Genomic DNA, 14079 nt, shown 5'->3' with positions numbered 1-14079 from the left:
GAACGGTGGGAGACACGACGGCTGAACGTCCTCGCCCCCGGCTTACCAGCAGCAGGGGGCGAGGACGTTCAGCCGGAGCTCGTGGAGGTGGGATCAGGGCTTGAGGGCCTTGAGTTCCTTCTGGAGGGCCTCAAGTGCCGCCGCGGAGCTCTTCTTTCCGGTCAGCGCGGCGTGCACCTCCCGCTGGATGACCTTGCTGGCATCTCCGTAACGCACCACGCGCGGTCTCTGCTCGGCGCCGACGATGGACTTCTTCAGCACCGGCAGCCACGGAAAGTCCTCGGCCAGCTTCGGGTCGTCGTACACCTTCTCGAAGACGGGCGCCTGCGTCGCCTTGGCGAGCCGCAGCCGCGCCCCCTCCTCGCTGGTCATGTAGCGCATGAAGTCCAGCGCGGTGGCCTTGTTGCGGGCCGAGGAGGACAGGGCGAGATTGTGGCCGCCGAGGGAGGAGGCTCCCGTGCCCTTCTCGCCGGGTATCGGAGCGACGCCGAACTTGCCGGCGACCTTGTTGCCCTTGGCCTTCGTGTTCGACACGCCGTACTGGTAGGGCCAGTTGCGGTAGAAGAGCAACCGCCCCTTCTCGAAGTCCTGCCTGCCGTTCTCCTCCATGTAGGAGATGCCCTTCTTCGGCATCGTGCCGTCGCGGAAGCCCTCGACCAGGTTGTCCAGGCCGCGCTTCGCCTCGGGTGTGTCCAGGTGCGGATTCCCCCGGGCGTCGGTGACCTGGCCGCCCGCGGAGTTCACCGCCTCGGAGAAGTTGACGGTCAGCCCCTCGTACTTGTCGAACTGGCCGCCGTAGCAGGACATTTCCTTCTGCTCCGGCAGGATCTTGCCGCAGGTCCCGCGCAACTCGTCCCAGGTCCTGGGCGGCTCGATGTCCGCCTTCTTCAGCAGGTCCTTGCGGTAGTAGAGCATCGCGCCGTCCGAGGCGTACGGCATCCCGAACAGCTTGCCGCGGTACTCGACCGTGCCGTTGACGGCGCCGAGCGTCTTGTCGAACGGGAAGGAGTTCTCGGGTATCTCGTCGATCCAGCGGTTCGCGGCGAACTCGGCGGTCCACACGACATCGAGCGTGAGCACCGTGTAGGTGTCCGCCTTCAGCTTCGCGTTCCGGGCCATCTTCGCCCGCTGCTCGTCGCCGTCCTCGGGCAGTCCGACGAAGGTGACCTTCTCGTCGGGGTGCTTGTCGTTCCAGTGGTCGATCAGCTTCTCGACCGTTCCGGAGGTGTTCTTGCCCGAGACGAACGTGATGGGCCCGCGTTCCTTCGGGTCGGCTCCGCCCTCGTCGCTCTTCGCGCTCAGTCCGCAGCCGCCGACGAGCGTGAGTGCGGCAGTGACGGCAGTGCACGGCAGCAGCCGTCGTTCGATGGCACGCACATAATCTCCTCTTGCCTCGCCTTGCCGTGCCCTGGAGGTGTGCGGCTCGGCTCCCCTTCGCGGACGGGCCTCAGTTGAGCACGGTGCCGCTGTCAGAAACCTCGCAGCCGGTGACAGGCATGTGTCAGCCACCGCATCGACCGCACCTCGCCCGCCGGTGCGAGCGCGGACGGACTGTACGGAGCGCGAACCGGGGCGCGGCGCAGTGTCGGCTCAAACTGATCTTGACATGCCTGACATGTGCGGGAGATCCTCGCCGATCACGATTTCCAGGGGGGTCCGCTTCATGTCGTCGTTACGGGTCACACAGGCTGATGTCGCACGCCATGCGGGCGTATCCCGGACAGCCGCCTCGTTCGTGCTCTCCGGTCGAGAGGGCGTACGCATCCCGGTCGGAACGCGGCAGCGAATCATGGACGCCGCGCAGGAGTTGGGCTACCGCCCCAACCGCACCGCTCAAAGCCTGCGCACCCGCAAGACGCAGACCATCGCTCTGATCTTCGACGCCGTCGGCGCCGGCCACTACGCGGGCGAGATGATCCAAGGTGCGCTGGAGGCCGCGCTGGAGCGCGATCACCTGCTCTACATCGCCGAGACCGGCGGCGACCCCGCGCTGGAGGAGAAACTCCTCCAGGAAATGATCGACCGGCAGGTGGACGGAGTGATCCTCGCCGCGATGTCGACCCGCACGGCGCGTCTCTCCGAGCAGATGAGGCGCATTCCGGCCGTGCTGCTCAACTGCCTCGACGAATCCGGCGAGTCCGTCTGCGTCGTCCCGGACGAGGAGGCCGCGGGTCGGCATGCGGCGCAGCTGCTGCTGGACGCCGGTCACCGCGACGGCGTCCACGTCGTCGGAGGCCACCACGTCTCCGAGGGCACGCCCGAAGGCTCATTCGCCGGGAAGTTGCGCATGAGCGGGATCGAGACGGCGATGGAGGCGGCGGGGACCCGGCTCGCCGGAACCGTCGAATGCGACTGGTCGGCACCGGAGCACGGCTACCTGGCGACGCGTTCGCTGCTGGAGTCCGCTTCCGTGCCGGCGGCCGTCATCTGCTGCAACGACAGGCTCGCCGTCGGCGCGTACCAGGCCCTGCGGGAGAGCGAGTTGCGCGTCCCCGATGACATCTCGCTCGTCTCCTTCGGGGACTCCGGGCTGCCCTCCTGGCTGCGGCCGCCCGTGACCTCCGTCGTCCTGCCCCACCACGAGCTCGGCCGCACAGCGGTTTCCCTGCTGTTGGCGGACGAGCCGGCACCGAAGATCCACCGGATACCCATGACGCTCAGCCGGCGGGGCTCGATCACACCCTGCGCTCCGGACCCGCTCGAACCCATGCCTACCGCCACAGCGGCCTCGGCATATCCGCCTTCACATTGATCGGAGCCCTGCCCCTCGGACCAGGGCGAACCACCAGAGGTGTCACGGTCACCGCAGACGCTGGCGCAGCGGACGCGGACCGCTCGGCGGGGGCAGAGGCCACCTGTCGGCGTTCAGCCGACGGGACGACCGATCAACTGGACGGCGAATAGATTTTCGTGCAGGGCAAGTTGACGCTCGATATCCTGCCGAGGACTGCGAATTGCGCATCGCGGGGGTGGTGGAAGCAACGTGGCCTCGGGGGATGGGGTGAACGATCCCGGGGTGGATGGACGAAACCCTCTGGAATTCAGTGGGCTCAGCTTCCCGAGCGTGGACGAGGACGACTACCGCGAATCGGCGGACGCCGTAGGGGATGAAGAGCCAGTGCGTGTGGATCGTTCGATGATGGAGTCAGTCTTCGGCGCGGAGAATCTGAACACCTGGCCGGAGCCAAAGCTCCCGGAGGATCTGCGGAGCGCATCGAGGGAATTCCTCATGGAGGTCGGACTGCCGGACGATCCGGCGTCCTTTTTCCTCCTCGACGACGCGCCCCTCAAGGACGAGGACAGTTCCGAGGGACTTTCCCGCTGCTCGAGCCTGGCCGGCTTCTCTCAGTATCAGGGGATGCCGGCCGAGTGGGCGAAATGGTTGGTTCTCGGTGAAATCGGCGTCGATCCAGTGGTCCTCGACCCGTGCTCCGGAACTGTGTATTCCCTGCCGGACGGTGAATACCGGGCCGATCCGCTGAACAGTAGTGTCGAGTCGTTCGCGAGCTTCCTGTACTTGCTGGAGGGCCGGCGCTCCGAGTGGGACCCGGAAGCCTCGGAGGAGCCCATTGACCCCAGGAGTGCGGTGACGGCCCTGCGGGAATCCCTCGAGCAGGCCGACCCCCTCCCCTTCGAAGGCCATGAGCCGGGCTGGTCGGAGTCCTTCGACCAGGACGACGACGGCCCGCGTATGCCCACCTGGGACTTCCTTCTCCGGCAGATCTACGAAGGCTGAACAGGAGCCGTCAGCTGTCCGACTCAAGCCTGTGCACCGAGCCTCCGCACAGGCCGCCGGCGACGACTTTTTGGGGGGCTCAGTCGCCGGAGATCCAGATATATCCTCGCTTGCGCATCGCTGATTCGATGGCGCTTCTCACCAGGTCTGCGTCCTCCTGAATGCCGGGATTCTTGCTCCCGAGCTCTTGGACCTCAATGTCCAGCTTCTGGAGCTGCACATGGTTGAACATGGTGTCGCCCCACTTGAAGATGTGGGCAAGCAGGCCGTCGTCGCGCGACAGGGTGATCAGTCTTTCCAGCGCGTGATGGACGCCGTCGCCGGGCCGTTCTCGCCTGTGCATCTGGTCTTCGACATACACGCCAAGCCCCATGGCTCTCCCTCCTGTGCCTTCTCCGCCTGCGCTTCGCGACAACTTGCCGTATTTTTACGGCGACGAGCGGCAAGGGCCTTCTCCGGGAATCTCAGCTCTGTCCCAGGGCTCGCGGGGACTTCTCACAGTACCGAGCGGCAAGCCCCCGCAGAGAGGGGCCTGCGGCTTCGCAGTGGGTCGAATGCCCGATCCGGTGGGACACCCCTTCTGACCAGGGGTTTTGATGGTGAGGCGGACGAGTCGGCCTGTACGCCGGGTTCTGTCTCCCCGTCGCCTCGCGGCTCCGGGGGAGGCGGCCATCCATCTGGGACCGGCGTTGCCGCCGGCCTCGTGCGGTCCACCCGCGGACTCGGGCGGGCAACCCTCGAACGTCCGCGCAGGGCCGTCGCCGGCCCCTCTTGACCTTGCTCCGGATGGGGTTTACCGAGCCGCCCAGGTCGCCCTGGGCGCTGGTGGTCTCTTACACCACCGTTTCACCCTTACCGGTAGCCGCGTACGGCTCCGGCGGTCTGCTTTCTGTGGCACTGTCCCGCGGGTCACCCCGGGTGGGCGTTACCCACCATCCTGCCCTTCGGAGCCCGGACGTTCCTCGGCGGGACCGAAGTCCCGACGCGGCCGCCCGGCCGGCTCGTCCGCCGTACGGCCCATGGTACCCGCGGGGCGGAGCCGCCCTGCTTGCAGGCCGCCCCGGGCACCTCTCCGTCGCGCGGTCAGCGGACCAGGCAGGGCCGCTTGCTGTCGAACGTCCAGCCCGGTACGAGGTACCGCATCGCCACGGAGTCGTCCCGCCCCGACAGCGCCTTCTCCTCGTACAGTTCGTGGGCCGCGAGCAGTCTGTCCATGTCGATGCTGACGCCCAGGCCGGGCCGGTCGGGCAGCGCGACCTGCCCGCCGGTGATCTCCGGGGGCCGGACGGTGAGCCGTTCCAGCCCCTCCTGCCAGATCCAGTGCGTGTCCAGGGCGTTGTACTCGCCGGGTGCGGCGGCGCCGCAGTGAGCCATCATCGCCAGCGAGACGTCGAAGTGGTTGTTGGAGTGGCAACCCCACGTCAGGCCCATCGAGTTGCACAGCTGGGCGACCCGCACGGAGCCCTGCATCGTCCAGAAGTGCGGGTCGGCGAGCGGAATGGAGACCGACTGCAGCGCCAGCGCGTGGGCGAGCTGCCGCCAGTCGGTGGCGATCATGTTGGTCGCCGTCGGGAGGCCCGTCGCGCGCCGGAACTCGGCCAGGATCTCGCGGCCCGAGTATCCGTCTTCGGGCCCGCACGGGTCCTCCGCGTAGGCGAGGGTGCCGGTCAGGGGCCGGCACAGTTCGACGGCCTCCTCCAGGGACCAGGCGCCGTTCGGGTCGAGGGTGATGCGGGCGCCGGGGAAGCGCGCCTTGAGTGCCCGTACCGCCTCCACCTCCTCGCTGCCCGCCAGGACACCTCCCTTGAGCTTGAAGTCCTCGAAGCCGTAGAGGTTCCGGGTGGCTTCGGCCTGGCGGACGATCGCCTCCGGTGTCAGGGCCTCCTCATGCCTGATCCGGTACCACTCGGTGTCCGAGTCCGGCTCGCGGACGTATTCGAGGTCGGTGCGGCCGGGGTCTCCGACGTAGAAGAGGTAGCCGAGCATCCGGACGGAGTCGCGCTGCTGCCCGTCGCCCAGGAGCGCCGCGACAGGGACGTCGAGATGCTGCCCCAGCAGGTCCAGCAGCGCCGACTCGACGGCTGTGACGGCGTGGACGGCGGTGCGCTGGTCGAAGGTCTGCTGCCCCCTTCCGCCTGTGTCCCGGCCGGCGAAGCGGCGTCCGACCGCGTTGAGGATGCGTTTGTAGTCGCCCGGCCTGCCGCCCGCCACGAGGGGTTCGGCCTCGCGGAGGGTGCGCGTGATCTTCTCGCCGCCCGGCACCTCTCCCACTCCGGTCCGCCCTTCGGAGTCCTCCAGGACGACCACGTTGCGGGTGAAGTAAGGGCCGTGTGCGCCGGAGAGGTTCAGCGCCATGCAGTCGCGGCCGGCGACCGGGTAGACCGCGTACCTGGTGACGACGGGCTGGTTCATCGGGCTCCTTCCGTGGGAGGCCCCGCCGCGAGTCGGGTCGGGTGGGGCGGTGGCGGGGCGGGCGCGGGTCGGGCTCGGAGCGGGGGACCTGTGTGCGTCACAGGGTGAGGGCGTCGAGGCTCCACTCCAGTGCCAGCACGCCGCCGAGGCCGAGGACCGCCAGCACGGTGGTGTACGTGGTGCGCGCCTTGAGCGCCTCGACCACCGACAGGTTGAAGTACTCCTTGAACATCCAGAAGCCCGGATCGTTCACATGGGAGAACGCGATCGAACCGCAGGAGACGGCCAGCACCATCACCTCGGGGTGCACGCCGCTGCCCGCGAGCAGCGGCAGGACCACGCCCGACGCGGTGACGACCGCGACGGTCGCCGATCCCAGGGCGATGCGGAGGATCACCGCGATGAGCCACGCGAGGATGATCGGGGATATGGACCACCCGTGCGTGACCTCCTTGATGTAGTCGGATATCCCGCCTTCCACGAGCACCTGCTTGAAGGCGCCTCCGGCACCGATCACCAGCAGGATCATCGCCATCGCCTGGGCCGCGGAGGTGCATGAGGCGCTGACGTCGGAGAGGCTCCGCCCGATGCGGGGGCCGAACGCCCAGATCGCCAGCAGCAGCGTCAGGAGCAGTGCGACGGGTGCCGATCCGACGAAGGCGACGGTGTGGAGCAGGGTGTTCGAGCCGGAGGTGGCCATCTCGGTCACGGCCGCACCGGCGATCAGCACCACCGGGAAGAGCGCGACGGAGAGCGACCAGCCCATGCCGGGCATCTCCTCGTCCGTGAACACCCGCTCGCTGACGAGGCCCTTGGGGATGGACGGGTCCATCCGCCGTACGAACGGCAGCCTGGGCCAGATCAGCGCGACGAGCGCGCCGAGCGGCACGGCGATGAACAGGCCGTAGAAGAGGGTGAGTCCGGCCGAGGCGTGGAACGTCGCCGCCACGGCGGTGGGCCCCGGGTGCGGCGGCAGGAAGCTGTGCATGGTGGACAGGGCGATCGACATGGGCAGGCCCACCCACAGCAGGCTCTTGCCGGTGACGCGGACGATGGTGAACGCGACCGGCACGATGATCACGAACGCCACCTCGTAGAACATCGTGACGCCGATGAGCATGGCCGTGACCACCATCGCCACCTGGACGCGCTGCTGCCCGAAGGCGTCGACGAGCCGGGTGGCCACGCGCTGTGCGGCGCCCGAATCGCCCATGACGCGGCCCACCATGGCGCCGAGCCCGATGGTGAGCATCGTGTCGCCTATCTGATCGCCGATGCCTCCCGCGAGGACGTCCGGGATCTTCTCCACCGGGATGCCCTGGACCAGGCCGACACCGATCGCCACCAGCAGCAGCGCCGCGAAGCCGTTGAGTCTGAGCCTGGTCATGAGGAAGAGCAGGAGCAGGACCCCGGCTCCGACCGCGACGAGAGGCATGGGTCAACTCCCCTTCTCGGTAAGGCCGTCGGGCCGCATGCGGGCCTGGCCGGCGCGGAGATCCGGGAGGAGGGGCGCGAGGCGTCCTCCGGCGGAGGGGGCGCCGCGCTCGTACGCGCCGCGCTCCGTTCGCTCAGTCGGCCCCACGTCGTCCTCCTCCACTACGGCGTACAAATACAGAGACGCTGTCCATGTATGAGAATGGAGGCTAAGGTTGTGAGTCGCCGGGGTCAATGAGTGTGCGGCCACGGGTTCGACGGAGCAGGTGCGGTCACCTTCCGGGCCGGAGTGCCAACTGCCCGGTCAGGGAAGGGTGTTGGGCCCGGCGGTTCCCGCCTGCGGCCGGATCGGCGCCCACGTCTCACATGCAGGACGGTGTCCACATGCAGGAACTGCCGTCAGCGGGGGCGCACTTCACGACCGCCGGGCCCCGCGCGGCCGCCGCCCGGCCGCTACAGCCTCAGCCCCGACGACCCCTCAGCCCGACGACCCAGGACACCACCGTGAACTCGACTCGTCCGACACCCCACTCCGCGTCGCGCACCCGTGGCACGAACGGGCCGGCCGCCGACAGGATCCGCTGGATCAGGCTCTCCTCGGTGGGCCTGCCCCTCCGGACGCCCGTCAGCGACGCCAAGGTGCTCACCGGCCGGCAGCGGCCCATGACCGAAGTCGCCCTGCTCTTCGCCGAGATCGCCACCGAGGACGGCCATGAGGGCGTCGGCTTCAGCTACTCCAAGCGCGCCGGCGGGCCGGGACAGTTCGCGCACGCGCGGGAACTCGCCCCCGACCTGATCGGCGAAGACCCCAGCGACATCGGCCGGTTGTGGACGAAGCTGGTGTGGTCCGGCGCTTCCGTGGGACGGAGCGGCCTGGCGACGCAGGCCGTCGCCGCCTTCGACACGGCCCTGTGGGACCTGAAGGCCCGGCGTGCGGGTCTGCCGCTCGCCAAACTGCTGGGCGCGCACCGCGAGTCCGTGCGCTGCTACAACACCTCGGGCGGCTTCCTGCACACGCCGGTCGGGGAGTTGCTGGAGAACGCCTCCGCCTCGCTGGAGGAGGGCGTCGGCGGCATCAAGATCAAGGTCGGCCACCCCGACCGCAAGGAGGACCTCCGCCGTCTGACCGCCGTACGCGAGCACTTGGGCGACGACGTACCGGTGATGGCCGACGCCAACCAGCAGTGGGACCGTCCCACGGCGCTGCGCATGGGGCGTGCCCTGGAGGAGTTCGGCCTGGTCTGGCTGGAGGAGCCGCTGGACGCCTACGACGCGTCGGGGCACGCGGCACTCGCCGCCACGCTCGACACCCCTGTGGCGACGGGCGAGATGCTCGTATCCGTCGCGGAGCACCGGGAGTTGATACGCGCTTCAGCCGTCGACGTACTCCAGCCCGACGCCCCGCGCATCGGCGGGATCACCCAGTTCCTCAAGCTCGCCGGGCTCGCGGAGCTCGAACACCTGCAGCTCGCACCGCACTTCGCGATGGAGATCCATCTGCATCTGGCCGCGGCCTACCCGCACGAGCCCTGGGTGGAGCACTTCGACTGGCTCCAGCCCCTGTTCGAGGAGCGCCCGTCGATCAGCGGCGGCCGCATGCACGTCCCCGACCGGCCGGGTCTGGGCATCACCCTCTCCGAACAGGCCCGCGCCTGGACGCGGGAGGAGCACGAGACGGGAAACCGCCCCTGACGGCGCCCCGCACGCCGCACCGTCCCCTCCCGCGGCCGCGAGCCCCTGTCCCCTCCCGTCCCGGTGCGGCGACGTTCGCTCACCGGCCGCGTGCCGCCTGGCTACGCTGGCGGCATGCGACCGGTGACCGTGAGCGTGAACGTCCCGCAGGACCGCGAGACGGTGTACGACTTCCTCGACGTGATGTCCCGTCACGAGTCGTTCACCGACCACATGCTCCGCGACTGGACGTACGCGGGCCCCGCGTCCGGCGTGGGCGCGAAGGCGACGGTGAGCGTCCGGGCGGGCCGCAGGACCGACGAGGTAGGGATCGAGGTCGTGGAGGCCGTCCGCCCGGTCAGGCTCGTGGAGCGCAACACCGGCGCCGGCGGCAGGCGCGTGGCCTACGGCACGTACGAGCTGGCGGAGCTGCCGGACGGCGGCACCCGCATCACCTTCAGCTACGCGTGGAGCCGGGTACCGCCCTCCGAGCGGCTGGCCGCGCCCCTCGTGCGGTCGCTGCTCAGGCGGGGCAACGCGCGCGCACTGCGACGGCTGGCGGCGCTCCTGCCCGCGGACGGCGGACGTCCGGCTCGCTGACGGCCCGGACCGCCGTCCAGCCCGGACAGGGGACCGGACGGCAGCGCCCCTGCACTGCCGTCCTGCACCACCGTCCTGAACGGACGTCCTGTCCGCCCTCGCGCCCCGCGCGCAGCCCGTCGGATCCAGCCCGTCACTTCCCAGCCCGTCAGTTCCCGGCCCGTCAGACCCCGCTCTGCAGGGAGTCCGCGGACAGTTCGCCGGGCGTCCGGTGCCCGGAGAGGCCCAGCGTGAGGTCCAGATCGGCGAGGAGGCTGCGCAGCACGTGCCGCACGCCGTCCTCGCCGCCGTGCGCGAGCCCGTAGGCGTACGGGCGGCCGACGAGTACCGCGCGTGCTCCGAGCGCCAGCGCCTTCAGCACGTCCGATCCGGTGCGGACCCCGGAGTCGAAGAGGATCTCCAGCCGGTCTCCCACCGCCTCGACGATGCCGGGCAGGGCGTCGAGGGCGGCGATCGCGCCGTCGACCTGGCGGCCTCCGTGGTTGGAGACGACGATGCCGTCCATGCCCGCGTCCGCTGCCTTGCGGGCGTCGTCCGGGTGCAGGACGCCCTTGAGCACGATCGGCCCGTCCCAGTGCTCGCGCAGGAACGGCAGCTGGTCCCAGGAGTGGTCGGTGCCGGTGAACATCGGCACCCAGCGCAGCACCGCCGAGATCACGTCGTCCTCCGGCGTCTTCTCGAGACCCGCGCGGAAAGCGGGGTCGGAGAAGGGGATGGCCGTGCCGACGCCGCGGATGAAGGGCAGGTAGGACTGGTCGAGGTCCTGCGGGCGCCAGGCCAGCGTCCAGGTGTCCAGCGTGACGACGAGCGTGGTGAACCCGGCGTCCCGGGCGCGCTCGAGGATGCTGACGCACACGTCGTCGTCGTTGGGCCAGTACAGCTGGAACCAGCGGGCGCCGTCGGGCCCGTTCGCCTCGGCCACCTCCTCGACGGTGTGGGACGAGGCGGTGGAGAGCACCATCGGGACGCCGACGGAGGCGGCGGCCCGCGCTGTGGCCAGCTCGCCGTCGGGATGGATGATCGACTGGACGCCGACGGGGGCGAGCAGCACGGGCGCGGGCATGCGGGTGCCCAGCACCGTCGTGCTGAGATCGCGGGGGGCCGGGCCGCGCAGCATGCGCGGGACGAGCCGGTGCCGGTCGAAGGCCGCACGGTTCGCCCGGTGCGTGGCCCCGGAACCGGCGGCCCCGGCCAGGTAGCCGAACGCGCCCGGGTCGAGGTGCTCGCGGGCGGACGCGCCCAGCAGCGTGAGGTCGGTGGTGAAGGGCGGCAACTGGCCGTCGAGACCGTTGAGGTAGATGTCGTTCTGGTAGTTGCCGAAGCCCGGTGCCGGCGGCCCGGCGGACGCGCCGCCGTCGACCTGCCCGGCAGCCGCTCCCCCCGCCTGTGACGGCTCGGATGCCTCAGCGGCTGCGGAGGACTCTGAGGCCCCGCTCGCCCCGGACGTCTCACTCATCGCACTCGTGCCCTTCCCTGTCGACGGAGCCCCGCTCGTCACTCCCCGGCAAGGGGAGGCCATGGGTGCGGGGGAGATGAGTCTGCGCCGAAGAGGCCCCGTCCGGCTAGATCCCGTCCGGCTGGATCCCGTCGGGCTGGATCCCGCCGGACGGCCGTCAGCCTCGTCCGACGAACGGCATCGCCGTGGCCATCACCGTCACGAACTGCACGTTCGCCTCCAGCGGCAGCTGCGCCATGTGCAGCACGGTGCGGGCGACATCGGCGGCGTCCATCAGCGGCTCCGCAGCGGTCGTCCCGTCCGCCTGCGGTACGCCCTCGCGCATCCGCGCCGTCATCTTGGTGGCCGCGTTGCCGACGTCGATCTGCCCGCACGCGATGCCGTACGGGCGGCCGTCCAGGGAGAGGGACTTGGTGAGGCCCGTCATCGCGTGCTTGGTCGCCGTGTAGGCGACGGAGCCGGGACGGGGCGCGTGCGCCGAGATCGAGCCGTTGTTGACGATCCGCCCGCCCTGGGGGCTCTGCGCCTTCATCAGGCGGAACGCGCCCTGCGCGCACAGGAACGCCCCGGTCAGGTTGACGTCGACGACGCCGCGCCACTCCTGCGGCGTCATCTCCTCCAGCGGCGTGGACGGGCCGAACACGCCGGCGTTGTTGAACAGCAGGTCCAGCCTGCCGCCGCCGTCCCGCACCGCGTCGAAGAGCGCGGTCACGGAGTCGGGATCGGTGACGTCCGTCGGGCAGACCGTGTGGGCGGCCGGTCCCGCGGCCGGTCCCGTATCCGCCGGGGCACCGGCGTCCGGGCGGGCACCGGCGGCCGGCGAGGCGAGGCGCGCGGTCTCCTCCAGCGGTTCGCGGCGCCGTCCGGCGAGCGTCAACGACCAGCCCGCGGCGCCCAGTTCGACGGCGACGGCCCGGCCGATGCCCGAACCCGCGCCCGTCACGACGGCCGTCCTGCCCGCCTGGCCCGCCGCGCCTGCGCCCCGTCCGGCGGCGGCGCCGCTCCTCGTCGTCATGCGCGCAGCGTACGTGCCGCCGCCCGCACGCCGCCGCACGAGCGGCACGCCACCGGATCGCCATGTGCCCGTCGCGTGTCTGCCGACTCACAGCCTTCCGCGGACTGTGCAATCGCATGTATGACGCAGCCATTGAGCACGGAGAGCGTTCATCGTGCGGCGGCACGGCACCTGGGCCGGCGCAGACTGCTGACGGGGACGGCGGCGACCGTGGCGCTCGCCCTGGGCACGAACCTCCCCCTGCGCGCCCAGGCCGTTCCGGGACTCGACCCGTCAGACATCGTCAAGGACCCCTTCACGCTGGGCGTCGCCTCGGGCGACCCGCTGCCGGACTCCGTCGTGCTGTGGACCCGTCTGGCACCCGAGCCGTTCGAACCGGACAGCGGACTCGCCGCCGGTGCCGTCGATGTCCGCTGGGAGCTGGCCTCGGACGCGGGCTTCACCCGCACGGTCGACAGCGGGAAGGTCACCGCCCACCCCGAGTTCCACCACTCCGTCCACGTCGTGCCGGAGGGCCTCGAGCCCCGCACCCGCTACTACTACCGCTTCACCGTGGGCGACTGGACCAGCCCCACCGGGCGCACCCGCACGGCTCCGGCGGCCGACGACGATCCCGCGTCGCTGCGCTTCGCCTCCGTCTCCTGCCAGGCGTACCACGACGGGTACTTCACAGCGCTGCGGCATCTCGCCGAGGAGGAGGACCTCGACGCCGTCCTGCACCTCGGCGACTACCTCTACGAGTACGCGGTGGACGCACACGGCGGCGACCGCGCCGACCCGGCCCTCCAGCTCCCCGACCGCTTCAACAAGGAGACCACCACCCTGGAGGACTACCGGCTGCGCTACGCCCTGTACCACAGCGACCCGGACCTGCAGGCCGCGCACGCCGCCCACCCCTGGATCGTCACGTGGGACGACCATGAGGTGGAGAACAACTACGCGGACGAGGTGCCGGACGGTTCTCCGCCCGAGGTCTTCCTCGCCCGGCGGGCCGCCGCGTACCGCGCGTACTACGAGAACCTTCCGCTGCGTCCGCCCCAGCAGCCCTCGGGCTCGGGCCTGCGGCTGTACCGGAGGCTGCACTTCGGGCGGCTCGCGCAGCTGGACATCCTGGACGGCCGGCAGTACCGCGACGACCAGGCGGCGGGAGACGGCTGGCAAGTGCCGACCGAGGAGACCGAACGGCCCGAGCGGACCCTGCTCGGCGCCGCCCAGGAGCGCTGGCTCGCCGACGGCTGGCGCAGCTCGCGCGCGGTGTGGAACCTCGTGCCGCAGCAGTGCGTCCTCTCCCGCCGCCGCGAACGGACCACCGGCCCCTATCCGCTGTCGATGGACGCCTGGGACGGCTACCCGGCGGCGCGCGGGCGCTTCGTCGAGTCGGCGCGGGCGGCGGGCGTGGAGAACCTGGTCGTCCTCACCGGGGACGTGCACGTGCACTACGCCATGGACATCAAGGAGGACTTCGATGACGCCGCGTCACGCACTGTCGGTGTGGAACTGGTCACCACCTCGCTCGCCAGCGGAGGCGACGGAGTGGCCCGGCCGGGGAACTGGCGGACCCTGATGGAGGCAAACCCCCACATGCGCTTCTACGACGGCCGCCGCGGCTACGTCCTCATCACCCTTGACCAGCGGCAACTGCGTGCCGACTACCGCACGGTCGACGTGGTGACGAAGCCCGGGGCGCCCGTCTCCACCGCCGCCGCCTTCGTCTCCCGCAAGGGCGAACCGGGCCTCACGCAGCTCTGACGGAGC

The 14079-nt window shown here is 70.4% G+C and carries 11 protein-coding genes and 1 other RNA gene; 5 read left to right on the top strand and 7 right to left on the bottom strand.

Going from position 1 to position 14079, the window contains the following annotated elements; translation table 11 throughout:
- Positions 1-93: 93 nt before the first annotated feature.
- On the bottom strand, positions 94-1377 hold the full coding sequence (locus H181DRAFT_RS05755) for an ABC transporter substrate-binding protein (protein ID WP_254666721.1): 1284 nt from the start codon (positions 1375-1377) through the stop codon (positions 94-96).
- 286 nt (positions 1378-1663) lie between these two features.
- Between H181DRAFT_RS05755 and H181DRAFT_RS05750 the strand changes: the two genes are divergently transcribed.
- Together H181DRAFT_RS05750 and H181DRAFT_RS05745 are read left to right on the top strand one after the other, a co-directional pair.
- A complete protein-coding gene (locus tag H181DRAFT_RS05750) occupies positions 1664-2752 on the top strand; it encodes a LacI family DNA-binding transcriptional regulator (protein ID WP_074467731.1) in 1089 nt (362 codons plus the stop codon).
- 312 nt (positions 2753-3064) lie between these two features.
- Complete coding sequence (locus H181DRAFT_RS05745) at positions 3065-3736, top strand: SUKH-4 family immunity protein (RefSeq protein ID WP_254666720.1); 672 nt, start codon at positions 3065-3067, stop codon at positions 3734-3736.
- 79 nt (positions 3737-3815) lie between these two features.
- Here H181DRAFT_RS05745 and H181DRAFT_RS05740 read toward each other — a convergent pair whose 3' ends face one another.
- From H181DRAFT_RS05740 to H181DRAFT_RS05725, 4 genes are all read right to left on the bottom strand, one after another.
- Entirely contained in the window at positions 3816-4109 is a 294-nt protein-coding gene (locus tag H181DRAFT_RS05740; RefSeq protein WP_045863165.1) for a hypothetical protein, read from the bottom strand.
- A gap of 232 nt (positions 4110-4341) precedes the next feature.
- Positions 4342-4740: RNase P RNA component class A (rnpB, locus tag H181DRAFT_RS05735), an RNA gene on the bottom strand.
- A gap of 79 nt (positions 4741-4819) precedes the next feature.
- Positions 4820-6148, bottom strand: a complete 1329-nt coding sequence (locus H181DRAFT_RS05730) for an enolase C-terminal domain-like protein (protein ID WP_045863164.1) — start codon at positions 6146-6148, stop codon at positions 4820-4822.
- A 97-nt stretch (positions 6149-6245) separates the two neighbouring features.
- Positions 6246-7583 carry a gluconate:H+ symporter gene (locus H181DRAFT_RS05725; protein WP_045863163.1) on the bottom strand — a complete coding sequence of 446 codons (1338 nt, stop codon included), beginning with the start codon at positions 7581-7583 and terminating at the stop codon, positions 6246-6248.
- A gap of 575 nt (positions 7584-8158) precedes the next feature.
- Here H181DRAFT_RS05725 and H181DRAFT_RS05720 point away from each other — a divergent pair.
- Both H181DRAFT_RS05720 and H181DRAFT_RS05715 read left to right on the top strand, forming a co-directional pair.
- Positions 8159-9274 (top strand): L-talarate/galactarate dehydratase, encoded by a 1116-nt coding sequence (locus tag H181DRAFT_RS05720; protein ID WP_254666744.1) that lies wholly within the window; start codon positions 8159-8161, stop codon positions 9272-9274.
- Positions 9275-9388: 114 nt separating this feature from the next.
- Positions 9389-9853 (top strand): SRPBCC family protein, encoded by a 465-nt coding sequence (locus H181DRAFT_RS05715; RefSeq protein ID WP_045863161.1) that lies wholly within the window; start codon positions 9389-9391, stop codon positions 9851-9853.
- Between the two features lie 163 nt (positions 9854-10016).
- Here the strand turns inward: H181DRAFT_RS05715 and H181DRAFT_RS05710 are convergent, their stop codons facing one another.
- Positions 10017-11309, bottom strand: coding sequence for a lactate 2-monooxygenase (locus H181DRAFT_RS05710; protein ID WP_078895523.1), 1293 nt, complete (start codon positions 11307-11309; stop codon positions 10017-10019).
- A 157-nt stretch (positions 11310-11466) separates the two neighbouring features.
- On the bottom strand, positions 11467-12324 hold the full coding sequence (locus tag H181DRAFT_RS05705; protein WP_074467759.1) for an SDR family oxidoreductase: 858 nt from the start codon (positions 12322-12324) through the stop codon (positions 11467-11469).
- 120 nt (positions 12325-12444) lie between these two features.
- Between H181DRAFT_RS05705 and H181DRAFT_RS05700 the strand changes: the two genes are divergently transcribed.
- Positions 12445-14073: an alkaline phosphatase D family protein gene (locus H181DRAFT_RS05700; RefSeq protein WP_045863160.1), complete on the top strand. Its 1629-nt coding sequence runs from the start codon at positions 12445-12447 to the stop codon at positions 14071-14073.
- The last annotated feature ends 6 nt before the right edge of the window (positions 14074-14079 follow it).

The organism is Streptomyces sp. WMMB 714 (assembly GCF_900090125.1).
Classification (GTDB): Bacteria; Actinomycetota; Actinomycetes; order Streptomycetales; family Streptomycetaceae; genus Streptomyces; species Streptomyces daqingensis.
This window is presented reverse-complemented; position numbering and strand designations above follow the sequence as displayed.

Excerpts from the sequence above, each read along its gene's own strand:
- H181DRAFT_RS05750 (WP_074467731.1), top strand. The coding sequence starts at position 1,664 with ATGTCGTCGTTACGGGTCACACAGGCTGATGTCGCACGCCATGCGGGC.
- H181DRAFT_RS05740 (WP_045863165.1), bottom strand. The coding sequence starts at position 4,109 with ATGGGGCTTGGCGTGTATGTCGAAGACCAGATGCACAGGCGAGAACGG.
- H181DRAFT_RS05730 (WP_045863164.1), bottom strand. The coding sequence starts at position 6,148 with ATGAACCAGCCCGTCGTCACCAGGTACGCGGTCTACCCGGTCGCCGGC.
- H181DRAFT_RS05725 (WP_045863163.1), bottom strand. The coding sequence starts at position 7,583 with ATGCCTCTCGTCGCGGTCGGAGCCGGGGTCCTGCTCCTGCTCTTCCTC.
- H181DRAFT_RS05715 (WP_045863161.1), top strand. The coding sequence starts at position 9,389 with ATGCGACCGGTGACCGTGAGCGTGAACGTCCCGCAGGACCGCGAGACG.
- H181DRAFT_RS05710 (WP_078895523.1), bottom strand. The coding sequence starts at position 11,309 with ATGAGTGAGACGTCCGGGGCGAGCGGGGCCTCAGAGTCCTCCGCAGCC.
- H181DRAFT_RS05705 (WP_074467759.1), bottom strand. The coding sequence starts at position 12,324 with ATGACGACGAGGAGCGGCGCCGCCGCCGGACGGGGCGCAGGCGCGGCG.
- H181DRAFT_RS05700 (WP_045863160.1), top strand. The coding sequence starts at position 12,445 with ATGACGCAGCCATTGAGCACGGAGAGCGTTCATCGTGCGGCGGCACGG.